Here is a 15,360-nt window from a genome sequence, read left to right on the forward strand (position 1 = left end):
TGTTTTCCTTGTTGGAGGACGATTGCCTCATGTGCTTTATCTTAAAGGCAAAGCCGGGCCGCTGACATCAGCCCGGCTCTACCTTGCGTCTACCGATCTCTACTTTTAACGCACGCTCACTGGAACACCCGCACGTAATCCACGAACATGTCGACCTGGTTGCCGTACCTCACCAGATCGATCGGCCAGCCGCCGCCAAGCGCGAGGTTGATCATGAAGTACATCGGCGTCTTGGCCTGCTCGAACGTCGCATGGCGCCACACCTCGATGTTGTCGATGTAGTAGATCGTATCGGTCGGCGTGATCTTGGTGCCGTACAGATGCCAGGTCGAAGCGTTGTCGCCGAAGGAATAGGCCGTCTCCGAGCAATGCGTCTGATGGATCTCCGGCGTGACGCCCCACCAGTGCTGCGACCTGCAGGAGCCGGCTGCCGACTGTCCGTAAGCCTCCACCGTATCGAGCTCGGCCGTAGACGGCACGTGCTGGGAAATGCTGTTCTGCGACATGAGCCAGAAAGCGGGCCATGTCCCCTTGCCCGACGGCATCAGAATGCGTGCCTCGAAGTAGCCGTAGGTCGCGGCCACGCCCGTGCCGTCCGTCCGCACGGAAGACAGCATGCCGCCGAAGTACGTGCGATTCCAGCCCATCGGATCCGCGTAGCCCGCCGGCGTCTTGCTGGCGCGGATGCGCAAATATTGGTTACCGAGCACGGCAAACGGATTGTACGGGCCGTTATAATCGGCAAAGATCGCGTCGCCGAACTCGGAACCGCCGGGGCTGTCGGGCTTGGACGAGGCGTATGTGGCGCCGGCGCCTGTCCGGGAGATCGACAGCGGACCGGTGAAGTCGTCCTGGTAGAGCACGCTCATGCCGGATGCCTGCGGCGGCGCGGCCGGCACGCCCTGCTTCCAGACGACGCCGCCGTCGTTGTACAACTGCAGGTAACAATTGTCCGAATGCGCAAAGTTCGGGTTGCCTTCGGGGGTATCCCAAGCGCTCAGGATGACCGTAATCGGTCCGTGGGGGAACTGGTTCGCAGGGAATACGACCTCGCCGTAGCCGCTGGCGTCCGGCGTAACTCTGGCGAACCAGCTGTCGTAACCATTGGCACCGGGATTAGCCGTGTCGGGCTGATGCCACGATCTTGCCCAGACGTTTTGCATGCCTGGCGCGTAAAATTTGATCGTCACCGTGCCGTTGACCGTACCGCCGTAGGCAGGCGATATGACGCTGACCTGGTAACTCGGATAAGATCCCGGCGTTGGCGTCGGGGTGACGGTCGGTGTTGCCGTCGGTGTTGGCGTCGGTGTTGCCGTGGGCGTGGCGGTCGGCGTCGGGGTCGGCGTTGCCGATCCCGAACCCACGTAGGCGATCTCGGTCGCACCAGACTTTGATCCCGAGGCATGCGTGAACACGATTCGGAACTTGGACGCCGTCACGGCGTTGAAGCTGACCGTGTTCAACTGGTTGCCCGCCGGCGCGGACGGCGATCTGACCTGGCCTGACGCGCTCGTCCAGGCCGACCCGGTCCAATATTGCACGTCGTAGGCGGATGGCGCCTTCACGCCGCCGCCGTCCGAGTAGAGGTAGATTTTGGCCTGGCTCGCGGATACGCTGCCGCCGAAGTCGGTCTGTACCCAGTCCGTCGCGTTCGGCGACTCGTAGGCCGTCCAGCGGTCGTGCGGCGAATCGCCGTACGAGACGACCCCGTTATTGACCTGGGCGACGCTGTCCATAAAGAACGTGTAGGAGGCGGAGGCCGTGCCGCCGGACAACTGCGACGGCGGCTGCGTCGGCGCGGCGGTCGGCGTCGCAGTTGGGGTCGGCGTTGGCGTCGAGGCCGCCCCGGTCCCGTAAGCGATCTCCGTCACGCCCGACTTCGCCCCGGATGCATGCGTGAAGACGATGCGGAACTTGGAAGCCGACACGGACGAGAACGTCACCGTGTTCACTTGATTGCCGGTCGGCGCGGCGGGAGATTTGACTTGTCCCGAAGCGCTGATCCATGCCGTTCCGTTCCAGTACTGCACGTCGTACGCGGACGGCGCTTTTACGCCTCCCCCGTCGCTGTAAAAATAAACGTCGACTTTGCTTTTCGCTGCGGCTGCGCCGAAGTCCGTCTGCACCCAATCCGTCGCGTTGGGCGACTCGTAGGCCGTCCAGCGGTTTTTCGGCGAGTCGTTGTACGACACGACGCCGTCGTTGACCGAAGCCGCGCTATCCATGAAAAACGTGTAAGATGCGGTGACCGAAGCCGCCGAATCCGTTGCGGAGGCGCCCCATACAGGAAACAAACTTAACAAGAATACGCTTACAATAGTACCGTGAAGCCACCTTTTCCCCCGCTTGCCTCTCCACATCGCTGCCACTTCCCCTTCGTCATGAGATGCGTTGCAAGGCTTATTCTAATCGCTCGCGTCCGTTCTGCGATCTACCGAATTCTACTACATCCTGTTCCCTACTTTACCTTTTCGTCAACCGATATTCATAGAATGCGTTTTCAAGCTATACTGATATCATTCTTTTGCCCGCAAAGGAGCGTTCCGCCTCCGTGAAACTATTCGACCGGTTGACGATTTTTCCGAAGCTCGTCCTGACCTTCATGCTCATTCTGATCCCGCTCGTCATTATCAGCCTGAGGATGAACCTGCAGAGCGAACGTCTTGTGCGCAACGAGATCACCGCCTCCATGCAGGCCAAGGCGACATCCTATATGCAATCGCTCGAGTACGACTTCGGACCGCTCGTCACGCTGCAGCAGCAGTACACGTTTGACGACGACATCAATAACCTTGCATATGCCTCCATTATCATGTCCAACGAACAATACACGCAGGCGATCAAGGACGCGCAGCAGAAGCTGCTCATTCTCAAAAATATGAGCGCCTACGTCGCGGACGCGTTCGTCAACTTTCCGGCGCTCGACCGCAAAGTGTCCGCCACGAGCTTTGACTCGATCGACGGACGACAGGCGGAAGCTTTAAATCAGATCATTAACCCGTTCGAATCGCCCTTTTTGCTGTTCGAGGGCAACCTCTGGCTCAGCACGCCCTATCCGACATCGAAGCCCGTCGGCAAAGGCTTCACGATTGCGATGCAAATATCCGGCCAGGCCATCCGCCAGTCGCTGTCCGGCTATCAGATCAACGGCAACGGCGGCGCCGCGCTGATGAGCGAACGGCTGGACTGGTACGAGACCGGCGGCAACGTGCCCGGCGACCTGGCCCCCATCCGGGATCGGGTCCGACTGCGGCTGGGGGCCGGCGATACGAGCGGCTACGAGACGATCTCTGACGGAGCAGGACGTTATTACGCTTTCTTCGAGAAATCGCAGAAGCTGGGACTTACGCTCATCCTCTTTATCGACGAGGATAGCTTCATAGGGCCAATCAAGCAGTACGGCACATGGGTATGGTGGATTGCGCTCGCTTCGCTGCTCGTGATTTTGCTTTTCGCATACCGTTTGTACAGGACGATCCACAACCCGCTCAAGCAATTGGTGAGCGCCTTCAAAAGTTTGGAAAAAGGGGATTTGTCGTTCAAGTTCCGCTACCGGTCCAAGGATGAATTCAATTATTTGTATTTGCAGTTCAACCGGACCGTATCGCGGCTGGACGAACTGATCAACGAGGTCTACGTGCAAAAATATCAGGTCAAAGCAGCGGAGCTTAAACAGCTGCAGTCGCAAATCAATCCGCATTTTTTGTACAATAGCCTGTTCAATTTATACCGTCTCGCCAAGATGCACGAGATCGACAAAGTCATCCCTTTTACCAAACACTTGGGCGATTACTTCAAATACGTGACCAAAAACGCGGATAGCGTCCCCCTCGAGCAGGAGGTTTTGTTCTGCAAGGCATACGTCGCGATCCAGACCGTCCGGTTCGAGGATCACATCCGGGTCGAATTCGGCGACGTGCCCGCGCGTCTCGCGGCGATGCCCGTACCCAAGCTGTTCCTGCAGCCGCTCATCGAGAACTGCTACCATCACGGGCTGGAGGATCGCACGGAACCCGGACGGATCTCCATCCGGTTCGCCGAACATGACGACGGTGCCGATATCGTCGTCGAGGACGACGGCGACGGGCTGGACGACGATCGGATGTCCCGTATCCAGCAGCTGCTCGCCGAACCTGAAGCCATATCGGGCAGCGAGGGACTTCGCAACGTCCAGCAGCGTATCAGGCTCCACTTCGGCGCCGATGCGGCACTTCGGGCGGATCGGAGTCCTTCGGGCGGCCTGCGCATCACTGTCCATATTCCGAATTTGTAGGGGGCAACGGATATGCAACGAATCATGGTCGTAGACAACGAACCTAACATCGTCAGAGGCATCAAGCAAATGCTGGAGGAAGAGGCGCCTTTCGAACTGGACGTATATGGCGCGTATTCATCGGAGGAAGCGCTGCGGCTGCTTGGCCAGATGAAGATCGACATCGCCCTGCTGGACATCCGAATGCCCGGCATGAACGGACTCGAGCTCCAGGCCCGCATCGTGGCGCAGTGGCCGCAATGCCGCGTGATCTTCCTCTCCGGCTATGACGACTTTTCCTTCATTCAGGCGGCGCTGCGCGGCGGAAGCATCGACTACATATTGAAGTCCGATGGCGACGAAGCGATTATCCAGGCCATTCAGAAGGCGCTGGACGAACTGAACCGCGCGCTTGAGAGCGACCGGCTGATAGAGCGGGCCAGGCAGCAGCTCCAGTTGTCGATCGGCATGCTGCAGAAAGACTACATCTACCGTATCGCCAGTGGACTGAGCGGGATCAGTCAGCAACGGCTGGACGAGCTGAGCATTCCGCTGCGGGCGGACCGCGGCGCGCTGCCTGTCATCGCCCGCGTCGACAGCTGGCCCGCCTCCTACAGCGACGGGGACAAAGCCTTGCTCGACTACGCCATACAAAATATAGCCGGCGAATATTGGGCGGGCAGCCGATTCGCGGCCGGGTCGCCCGACAGCGGCGCACTCCTTGCATTTCTGCAGGCGGAGCCTGATCAGGAGACGGATGACTCGACCGCCGATGACTCCGTGCGATGGATCCGTTATGTGACGGGTCAACTGGAATCCATACAAGCGGCATGCAAGCGTTACTTGCAGCTGTCCGTATCGTTCGCAGCCGGCAGCAAGCTAACGCCTTGGTCCGGCATGCCGGTCAAATGCGCGGAGCTGCGGCAAATTCTGTTCTTCGGATTCGGCACGCGCACGGAGATGCTGCTCACCGACGGCGTCAGCATGAACTTCGAGCCGGACCAGGACGCCAGTGCCGTCGCCCTCCAGGCCAGCAGCAAGCTACGACAGCTCCTCGCCTCCGACCTCGGGAGCGAGAGCCGGATTCGGCGCGAATTTGAGGAGCTTGCCGAGCTGTCCCGCCAGCTTATTCATCGCAAGGCATTCCTGTACGAGATGTACAACGGCATCGCCTACATGCTGCTGTCCGCCGTCAATCAGCATGCCAAGTGGAACGAGCTGGCTACGGACGACAGACTCGGCAAGCTATACTCCCTGGCCGCGCACGGTTCCTGGGAAGACGCTCTGCAGTATCTCCGCGAAGCGATCGAGCTGCTGCTCGCGGCGAGGGACCGGGAGAGCGAGGCGGGGGCCCACGCGCTCGTCGCCAAGCTAAAAGCCTATATGGAAGGGCATCTGGACGAGGAGTTGTCGCTTGTTCGGCTGGCCGAGATCGTCTACCTGAATCCGACGTATCTGTCCAGGTTGTTCAAGCAGCAATCCGGACAAGGCGTGTCCCAGTACATCACGGAGCTGCGCCTGACCCGGGCCAAAGATTTGCTGCGGGATTCGAAGCTCAAGATCCACGAAATCGCGCTCAAGGTGGGCTTCGATTCCGCCACCTCCTTCGGACGCTTCTTCAAACGCGAGCTTAACCGTACGCCGCAGGAGTACCGGGACGAAGCGTAGAGCGAACGACAGGGACAAACGAAGAGGGGGGCGATGGGACCTTCTTGAGCATATTGTGGCTGCCGGCGGCCGGCGAGCCACATGTGCATGATGTACAAAGAAACCGTTCCATTCGTAAATGGTTTGCTCGACACTTCCATTTAGTTGAATCACGTCGCCAAACGTGGCGAAGAGACGCTGGACAGCGTCTCTTGATGCGACCTCGCCGCCAACCGTGGCAAAGAGACGCTGTACAGCGTCTCTTGGGGCGACCTCGCCACTAACCGTGGCGAAGAGACGCTGTACAGCGTCTCTTGGGGCGACCTCGCCGCCAACCGTGGCGAAGAGACGCTGTACAGCGTCTCTTGGGCGGACCTCGCCGCCAACCGTGGCAAAGAGACGCTGTACAGCGTCTCTTAAAGCGACCTCGCCGCCAAGCGTGGCAAAGTGACGCTGTACAGCGTCTCTTGGGCGGACCTCGTCGCCAAACGTGGCAAAGAGACGCTGTACAGCGTCTCTTCGATGGCCCCCGGCACCAGCAGAGGCCAAGCAACCTTTTGAGACAGCTCCTTCCTATTATTGCGACTTCAGCGCATTCCAGAGCAAGACCGCCGCCTGCCCGCGCGTAACCCCTCCGGCGGGATCAAAGCGGCCGCCTCCGATCCCCGAGATCCAGCCCGCGCGCTGCAGCGCATCGACCGCCTCTGCAGCGTAGCCGGCTACGTCCGAACGATCCGCGAAAGGCGCCTCTTCGCCGCCGTTGCCGTCTAGCAGCATGCCCGCATTCAACCGCGCGGCGCGGTAAAGCATCACCGCCATATCCTGCCGGCTGAGCGGCTCGTTCCCGCCGGGCGTCCCGTCGCCGCGGCCCGACACGATCCCGAGACGATGGGCTTCGGCCATCGTCGCTTCGTACCAAGCCACTGCCTGCTTATTCGGCTCCGCCGGTTCGTTCTCGGCGCTAAGGTCCAGCGCCAGCGTCCTTAGGAGCATGGCCGCGAACTCCGCCTTCGTCACGCCGGCTCCCGGCAGAAAGCCGCCACGGCCATCCCCCTTCGCAATCCCGCGCGCGCCCAGCGCTTCGACGCTCTCAAACGCCCAGGGGAGATCCTGCGAATCTTTGAAGCCGCCAGCCCGGTAGCCGATCGCGAACGTCCCGGTCCGCGTCGAATGGAATGCGACGCCGCCTGCTTCTTCATCGTACTTGCCGTTTGCGATCGGTTGAAGCGATCCGTCGTCGCCGACGCGATTCGCGACCGCCCATGCCGTCTTATCCAAAGCGCCTGCGACAAAGGGCAGCACGATCCGGAGCTTGCCCGCGCCGAGCGACGCGATGTCGGTTCCGTCCGCGGAGATGCCGATCGTGTACATCTCTCCCCTAACTTCACTCGTCGTCTCCTTTGATCGGGCTAAACCTGGCGTTTTCTTTACCGTAACGACGATCTCATCCGTCGCCTGGCTCCAGGCTTCCGCCGGAATCGTGAGGCTTGCGTAGCCGAGGTCGAGCTCGACAACGCGGAGCGATCCCGCCCCTTGACTCCGCAAAGGTCCGGCCGGCAATCGCAAAATGAGTCCTTCCGTCGTCTGAGCTTCATGGGCTTGTATGACGATTATTCCGTCCTCCGCGCTGCCGACGGCTGCCGTCAGCGCCGATGCCGGCACCGAAGCCGCGATGATGCCGCCGTTTTCCGAATGCGTCTCAAGCTTAATGACGCCATGTCCGGCCTCAGGCGCAGGCGTTGGCGACGGCGACGGGGACGTATTCGGCTCGGGCGACGGCGTACCCGAAGGTTCCTCCGCAGGCTCGAACACTCGTACATAATCTACGTACATATCGATCTGATCTCCGTACGGGCTCAGATCGATCGGCCATCCTCCGCCAAGCGCGAGGTTCAGCATAAAGTACAGCGGCGTGTTCGCCTGAGCGAAAGAATCGTGCCGCCACACCTCGACGTCGTCGATGTAGTATATAACCTCGTCCTCCGTAACCTTCGCGCCGTACGTATGCCAGGTGGACGCGTTATCCCCGTAAGCGAAGTTATCCGAGGAACAGTTCGTCTGGTGCGACTCCGGGCTGCCCGACCACCAATGCTTGGCTTGGCAGGCGCCTGCCGGATCATGACCGTATGCCTCCACGATATCCAGTTCGGCCGTCGAAGGCAGATGATCCGCACCCGCGCTGTTCTGAGACATGAGCCAGAAGGCCGGCCACGCTCCTTTGCCTGCGGGCATCTGGATCCGGGCCTCGAAGTAGCCGTTCGTCGCGGAGACGCCGGTACCGTCGAGCCGGACCGACGACAGGAGGCCGCCGATGTATTTGCGGTTCCAGCCCTGCGGATCGGCATATCCTTCCGGCGCCCGGCTGACCCGGATCCTCAGATAATCGTTGCCTAGCACCGTGAATGGATTTACGGCGTCAGTCGGATCTGCGAAAATCGCTTCTCCGAACTCCGAGCCATTCGGCCAATCCGGCTTCAACGACGCATACTGCATACCAGCGCCCGTCTTGGACACCGACAGCGGGCCGCCAAAATCGTCCTCGAACTTGACTTGCATGCCGTTCGCCTGCGGCGGCGGTGCGGGAATGCCCTTTTTCCAGGCGACTCCCCCTTCGTTGTACAACTGCACGTAGCTCGTCGCCGACTTCTTGAATGCCGGTTCGCCCTCCGGCGCATCCCAGGCATTCAAGATAATCGTCAGCGGACCGTGAGGCAGCAGATCTGCATCGATCTCGACCTCGCCTGCACCAAGCGCATCCGGCGCTGTATTGGCGATCCATGCGTCGTATCCGTTCGGATCGGCGTGCGTCTCGTCCGGCTGGTGCCAAGCCCTCGCCCATACGTTTTTCATATCCGGCGCGCTGAATTGAATTCTGAATTTACCCGAGACGGACGAGCCGAGCGCCGGTGCCGTCACCGCTATGACCGGCTCGGGGATCACGATGGGCGGAGCGACCGGGACCGGTTCCTTATTCGAATCCACGTAAGCGATTTCCGTGACCCCCGTCCGAGCGCCCGTCGCATGGGTGAAAACCACCCGGAACCGCCTCGCGATCACGGTGTCGAACGAGACCAGATTCAGCGCGCCGCCGGCAGGCTGCGCCGGCGTCCGGATCTGGCCCGCCGCGCTAATCCATTCGCTTCCGTTCCAGTACTGGACGTCGTAATCGCTCGGCGCCTTGACGCCGCCCCCGTCGTCATAAATGAAAATACCGGCCGTATTCTTGGAATAAGCGCGCTCGTATTCCGTCTGTACCCAATCCGTCGCAGCTTGGGAGCCGTACGAGGTCCAGCGGTTGCGCGGGAAATCGTTGAACGAGACGATCCCGTCATTCACGCTGCCGACCGTATCCCCGCCGTTCGTGTAGGAGGCGGTAACCGTACCCAGGGAGGGCGGTGCCGGCAGCGACTGCACGGCAGAATCGACGTATACGATTTCCGTTACGCCGGTTTTGGCTGCGCCATGCGTAAAAAGTACGCGGAATTTCTGAGCGACGACAGGCGCGAATGTGACGAGGTTGAGCGAATTTCCAGTCGGCTCGTCGGGCGTCTTGACCTGCTGCCGGACGCTCGTCCATACGCCGTCTGCGTTCAAGTATTGGACGTCGTAGGTGGCTGGGGCCTGTATTCCCCCTCCGTCGGCGAAAATATAGATGCCGACGGCGTCCTTGCGCGCCGGGGAGCCGAAGTTCGTTTGCACCCAATCCGACGCGTTCGGCGACTCGTACGCCGTCCAGCGATTGGCCGGAGAATCGTCGTAGGACACGATTCCGTCGTTTACGCTGCTAACCTGATCCAGGCGGAACGTGTACGAAGCGGATACGATCCCGAGCGGCGAAGCCTCCGCCCCCGGCAGCGGTTCGGTATTCGAATCGGCGAAAACGATCTCCGTTGCGCCGCTTTTTGACCCCGAATGCACGAAAACGACTCTGAACTTCGAGGCGACCGCGGAATCGAAGGTGATCAGATTCAGATCGTTGCCGGCTAGGGCCTCGGGCGTCCGCGCTTGATTGTGGACGCTGGTCCATGCTGCGCCGTCCCAGTATTGGACATCGATCGCGCTCGGCGCCTTCACGCCTCCGCCGTCGTCGAATACGTACACGCCGGCCGCGTTTTTAGATAGCGGCTCTCCGTAATCGAACTGTACCCAGTCCGTCGCGTTCGGCGATTCGTAGGACGTCCAACGGTTTTTAGGCGAATCGTCGTACGATACGATTCCGTCGTTCACGTTCTCTAGGCGGTCTCCGTGATACGTATACGACGCGGTTACCGCAACCGGCGAAGCGTCAGGCGTCCCGGCCGAAGCTGCAAGCGGGCAACTACCGGCGACGAGGCAGAGGCTGAGGATCAACGACAGCCCTTGAAGCGAGAATAGTCTCTTTAATTTCATTCAGCGAACGCCTCCGTTCTCATTGAGAATGACCGACGTTCCGCCCGGCGGAGACGTCGATAATTTAACGATAAGGGAGGAGCCTCGCGAGGAAAATCGTCCATTTTTGATTTTGTATCTACCAATTTCAACGAATTCATTGCTTTGTGCGAAAAAAGCTCCCCATGAGGCAACAGGCTCTTTTAGTTGCGCCTGTCTGCCATATGGGGAGCTCTCGCGTCCGGCCGCAGCCGCCTATTGCGAACTTTTCAATGCCTTGTTCTTCTCGTTGAATTTGGCGTTGTGCGAGGAGACGTACGCCATCGACTGCGCGTCCGGCTCCAGGTACAGCTTGGCGCCGTTGACGGCTACGGCCGCCTGTCCGCAAACGCAGGCGCGTCCGTCCCTCATGCCCGGCGTACATAGACAAAGAAAAGCAGCCCGCAGGCTGCTCTTCTTGCCGTTGACGATCCGCTCGCGGCGGGATTATTGGACGAAGCCGACGCTGTCGAGGAAAACGGTATTGTCGTTGCTCGTCATTCCCTTGAACTGAATCGTATGGGTGCCCGCCGCTGCCGCGACCGCATCGGTATAAAAGTCGGCGTAAGCGAGCGACGAAGGCGTATAGGTCCCGATCAGCGCGCTGTCGAAGTAGACGTTGACCGTCTGCGTGCTCCCCGAGCGGCGGGCCATCTTGAAGTGCAACTTGTATACGCCGGCCGTATCGAACACGACCGGCTGGGCGATCGTGCCCGGCCCCTGGATGAACGCCGCTTGTACGCCGTCAGGCGCATCCGGCGCGCCCCAGACGCTGCCGTTGCGCTGCACGCCGGCAAATCCGTTGAACGTCCAGCGGTCCGTGAGCGGTCCGTACCTTGCGTTCTCGGCAGGTCCGAGCAGCTCGAACTCTCCCTTGGCTACGGTCGGCATATTATAGCTGACGAGCGTGCTGTACAATGCGTTGTACGGCCCCTCCGGCCTGACGTCGGAATGGCCCTCGGAAGCCGTCGTAAAGGTTTTGCGGATCGCGTTCAGCCACCCGAAGCCGAACAGACTGCTCGGACTGATGCTGTGCCCCTCTCCGAACTCCGTAAAGTTGTCGAACAGCGTCATTTTACGTGCGAGCGATCCGCTTCCCTTGTTGAATCCACTTTGCGTAAAATAGGAATCCCGCACCCACCTCAGATGGTCCTCGTATTGCGACGGCGTATTGATTTGCACATACACGCCGCTGTAATCCAGGTACCAGTAACGGGAATCCCAGGAGACGCCCGGCGAGGCAATCGCGTCGATGCCGGCGTTTTTGGCCTGCGTCGCCCAGTTGTTCATTTGCGAGTTGTTGTACTGATTGGAGTAGGCGTAAATATAGTCGAACCCGGCGTCCCGCAGGTCGTCCAGCGCCGCCGCGGATCCGTCCCCGATATGCCCGTCGCCCCCGCCGTTCGGCCGCTGTTCGGCGATAAACGTCGCCCCGGCAAAGCCTTCGGCGATCAAGGCCTGCTTGATCTCGTTCAGCAGACCGGCGACCGCCCCGGGGGAGCCGAGCTGGGCGATGAGGGAGCCCGAATCGTAGACCAGAATGACCGGCTTGTTGTCGTCGAGCAGGTAATTGGGGTTCTTGAAGTACATCTCGATCCAGTACGGCAGCAGATTGTTCATGATCTCGTCATGCAGCGGGATCGGCGCGACCGGATTCAGACTGTCGATCGCGATATTGCCGGTGTCGCCGGAATCGTATTGCAGCTTGAGCGTATTGACGCCCGCAGCGAGCGTGACGTCGACGGCGACCATGCCCCATTTATCCCCGCTGCCTGCGGCCGTAACCGGGAAGCTTACCTGCCCCGTTTTCGCTCCGTTCACGTACAGACTTAACGTTCGCGCGCCGGCTTGCGCGTTTTCATACCGGATGTTCAGCTTCCGCGCGCCGCCCGCCTCGCCGCTCACGGCATACGAGGCCGCATTGTTCAAGCCGGCAAAGCCGACGAAGCCCCAGCCCTTGTACCCTTGCCGGTTCGTCAAAAGCTGCGCGCCTCCGGTCAGCGTACCGCCCTCCGCTTCATAGTTGTCTCCCGCCTGCAGCAGCTCGCCCATCGTCATCGCGAACTTCAGCTTGTCCTTGTAGGTGGACCGCTTGATCAGCGTATCCATGAAGCTTGTGCCGCGCGGCGTAAATACCGGGTTTGCGAAGTCGAACGCGTCCGCGTAAAAAAACGGAGCGACAAAATCGATGCCGTGCTCGGCCATAAACTTAACCTGCCAGTCGACCGCCTCTTTGTTCATATCGTCGTAATAGCCCAAATAGGGCGTCTTGTCCGACGTGCCGTAGCCGATCATCATCCGGTTCAGCACCGTGCCCAGACCGTTCCACTGCTGAATTCCCGTCCAGCCGGTCGTGCTGGACGACTTGTCCACATACGGGACTGTCGACGGATAGTAGGGCGCCACTCGCACCGTTCTCAGCTTCAGCACACCCTGATTTTGCGTCGAAGTGCCCGTCTCGAAGCGGTCGAGCGTGGTGACGGCGTTCCGCAGTCCGACGCTCCCCGACTTGTCCTGCCCGTTCACGTAAAAGGTCGCTTTGCCGCCGAACAAATCGACCCGGACGATCAGGTTGTACCACACGTTGACCTTATAATTAGCCCACAGCGTATGCGAGGCGCCTGTCGCATCGACATAGGCGAGGTTGCCGCCGCCGGTCACGATTTGCACCGCGTCCGTCGCCCCGCTCTTCAGCTTGAAGCTGACGCCGTCCTGCTTGGTCGGCAGCATAAAATCGGTCTCGTATTCGACGACGCCATGCGCGGCCGAGAAGGTGCCGCCGACCGTGACATTGCTCGAGGCCGAATTGTCCGTCAGCGCGAGTCCGCTGCGGGACTTGTTCACCAGTTGCACGAGCGCGGTGCCCCCGCTGCCGCCGGTCGCAAGGCCCGTCGGCGCCGTATTCGGGCGGTCGCCGAAGAAATCGTTGTACAAATAACCGATTTTATAAATCCGGTTTTTGCCGTACAGCTTCACTTTCCCGCTCACCGAGGTGCCCGTATAGACGCTGTCGATGCTGCCCGCGGGTACATTTTCAAACGCCAGATTGGTTCCGACCTGCTGGCCGTTGAGCCATACATTATACGTATGGTTGTCCAGGTTCGCGACGACCTTCGCCATATACCATTGATAAGGCGTAATCTGGGCGAGCGTGTTGGCGGGATAGCTGCTGAAATAGCCGCCGTTTTCCATCACGAATCCGATGATCCGCGTATTGCCGTCCATCAGGCGCCATTCGGTGCCACCCGCGGACGGGTTGTCCATCGCGAACAGGAAGTCCCATTCCAGCAAGCCGCTCTTTTGCGGGGCGATGCTTCGCGACACCGAGCTTTTAGCCGAATCGGACACATCGTCAATCTTAAAGGGCGTCAGCTCCCCGTTATAACGGGTAAAGCCCTTGTCGAGCGTCACGGGATTCCATACCGTGTCCTTCTGATATTTCCCCTGCACGGGTCCGCCCGTCTGATCGATCGTGCCGCTGCCGTGTCCTCGACCGTATAGTCCAAAAAGCCTTCCCGCACCTGGCCGTTCTGCGCGGACGTATCCCCGTCGGCAACCACGGCGATCCGCGTGATCTGGGAGCTGCCGCTCGGCTGCATGCTCGACGGATCGATCCGAAGCTGCTTGATCGTCCCCCGCCAGTATTGATTTTGATTCAGCCCGATCGTGTACGTCGTATAACCGCTATCCATTTCATTAATAATGAAGGTTTGCGACTTGCGCTCGTCAAAATCGGGATCGTCCGTCGTCGTCCAATAGAGCTGTCCCACATTGCTGTAGGTGTTGTTTTTCAGCGTAATTTTGACGTATTTGAGCAGGCTGGCGTTAACGTTCAGATTGTTCGGGGAAAAGATTTTCGTGTCTGCCGTCGTATTCGGCACGGTCAGCGCGCCGCCCGCAGCGGACAGCGAATCGTCCGAGGTCCAGTCGGCCGTACCGCTGCCGAATGTGTACGCGAGGTCGGACGGATTGATCGTATCGAGGATGACATAGTCGACCTCCTCGACGCCCGAGGCGACGCCGCGCTCCGGATCGAGCCGAAGCTGGCGAACTGTCCCGCCGCCTGTCCAGGCTGCCGTCTGGCTAAGGTCGACCACATATTCCGTGAATTCCGAGTCGTTCGGATTGATGGCGAACGAGGCCGACTTGGCTTCGTTAAAGCTCGCATCGGCTACAGTGTTCCAGTAAATTTTGCCGGAGGTCGCCGCGGAGCGGTTTTTCATTTTGATGCGAATATATTGGACCGCCGTCGGATCGAACAGCAGCCAGTCCGGCGAATACACATACGGTGCGGCGTTCGTGTTGGCGATCGTCATGATGCCGCGGGTCGCGCTCACAGTCGCGCCGCCGTAGCCGCCGGTGACGCCCCACCCGTTCATATCGTAGTCGAAGTTGTACGTCAGCGCACCCGGATTCAGGTTTTCCGTATCGAGCTTGATATAGTCGATATAGATGTTGCCGCTGCCGACGCCGATCTCCGGCTTGATCATAAGCTGCTTGATCGTGCCGCTCCAGGAGGCGGTCTGGCTCAGATCGATGACGTATTCGTAGTAGCTGACATCGTTCCCGCGAATCGTAAACGCTTTCGATTTGGCCGTATTCCAGGTCGTATCCGCCGTCGTCGTCCATGAGATGCTCGCACTCTCGGTCGGGTTCGGATTCATCATGCGGATGCGGATGTATTTGTAGATCGAGGCGTTCAGATGCAGCTGGTCTTCGCTGTAAAACTGCGGATTGGCGCCCGAGATCGCCAGCTTGAGCGCATGATTGTCGAGCGACGGCGTGAGCTGTGTCCAGCCGTTCCAGCCTTGATAGCGGTCGTTCGGATCGTAATAATAAGACGTCGGCGCGGTCGAATTGTAAAAGTCGTAAACGATCGCCTCGTTTTTGTCGGAGCCGTACTTGGATGCCGATGCGTTGACGTTGCTTTGCTGCGCGTACCCGGCCGGCGCTCCCGCCAGCGTTAGCAACGCCGCAACTATGACGATGAGTCCCCTTTTCGCTTTTTTTCCGATCATGCGAGCATCCCTCCCATAAGTTCGAACGTCGACAAG

General features: G+C 59.9%; 7 protein-coding genes. 2 read left to right on the forward strand and 5 right to left on the reverse strand.

All coding sequences use genetic code 11. The annotated features are described in order from the left end of the window. Positions 1–116 precede the first annotated feature (116 nt). Positions 117–2,360 (reverse strand): galactose-binding domain-containing protein, encoded by a 2,244-nt coding sequence (locus ACFOTD_RS14620; protein WP_378119929.1) that lies wholly within the window; start codon positions 2,358–2,360, stop codon positions 117–119. 191 nt (positions 2,361–2,551) lie between these two features. Here ACFOTD_RS14620 and ACFOTD_RS14625 point away from each other — a divergent pair, with 191 nt between their 5' ends. After that, on the forward strand, positions 2,552–4,273 hold the full coding sequence (locus tag ACFOTD_RS14625) for a sensor histidine kinase (protein ID WP_378119931.1): 1,722 nt from the start codon (positions 2,552–2,554) through the stop codon (positions 4,271–4,273). Between the two features lie 12 nt (positions 4,274–4,285). Next, a complete protein-coding gene (locus ACFOTD_RS14630) occupies positions 4,286–5,920 on the forward strand; it encodes a response regulator transcription factor (protein WP_378119932.1) in 1,635 nt (544 codons plus the stop codon). Between the two features lie 555 nt (positions 5,921–6,475). Here the strand turns inward: ACFOTD_RS14630 and ACFOTD_RS14635 are convergent. The 4 genes from ACFOTD_RS14635 to ACFOTD_RS14650 all read right to left on the reverse strand — a co-directional run bounded on the left by ACFOTD_RS14635 (position 6,476) and on the right by ACFOTD_RS14650 (position 15,324). Then, positions 6,476–10,288, reverse strand: a complete 3,813-nt coding sequence (locus ACFOTD_RS14635) for an S-layer homology domain-containing protein (protein WP_378119934.1) — start codon at positions 10,286–10,288, stop codon at positions 6,476–6,478. Positions 10,289–10,522: 234 nt separating this feature from the next. Then, positions 10,523–10,678 (reverse strand): hypothetical protein, encoded by a 156-nt coding sequence (locus tag ACFOTD_RS14640; protein WP_378119936.1) that lies wholly within the window; start codon positions 10,676–10,678, stop codon positions 10,523–10,525. A gap of 75 nt (positions 10,679–10,753) precedes the next feature. After that, positions 10,754–13,756, reverse strand: coding sequence for a carbohydrate-binding protein (locus ACFOTD_RS14645; RefSeq protein ID WP_378119938.1), 3,003 nt, complete (start codon positions 13,754–13,756; stop codon positions 10,754–10,756). Further along, positions 13,714–15,324: a hypothetical protein gene (locus tag ACFOTD_RS14650; protein WP_378119940.1), complete on the reverse strand. Its 1,611-nt coding sequence runs from the start codon at positions 15,322–15,324 to the stop codon at positions 13,714–13,716. The genes ACFOTD_RS14645 and ACFOTD_RS14650 overlap by 43 nt, the downstream gene beginning before the upstream one ends. Positions 15,325–15,360: the final 36 nt, after the last annotated feature.

This window comes from Cohnella sp. GCM10012308, from assembly GCF_042649185.1.
Classification (GTDB): domain Bacteria; phylum Bacillota; class Bacilli; order Paenibacillales; family Paenibacillaceae; genus Cohnella.

Coding starts and splice junctions, on each gene's coding strand:
- ACFOTD_RS14620 (WP_378119929.1), bottom strand. CDS start 2,360: ATGTGGAGAGGCAAGCGGGGGAAAAGGTGGCTTCACGGTACTATTGTA.
- ACFOTD_RS14630 (WP_378119932.1), top strand. CDS start 4,286: ATGCAACGAATCATGGTCGTAGACAACGAACCTAACATCGTCAGAGGC.
- ACFOTD_RS14635 (WP_378119934.1), bottom strand. CDS start 10,288: ATGAAATTAAAGAGACTATTCTCGCTTCAAGGGCTGTCGTTGATCCTC.
- ACFOTD_RS14640 (WP_378119936.1), bottom strand. CDS start 10,678: ATGAGGGACGGACGCGCCTGCGTTTGCGGACAGGCGGCCGTAGCCGTC.
- ACFOTD_RS14650 (WP_378119940.1), bottom strand. CDS start 15,324: ATGATCGGAAAAAAAGCGAAAAGGGGACTCATCGTCATAGTTGCGGCG.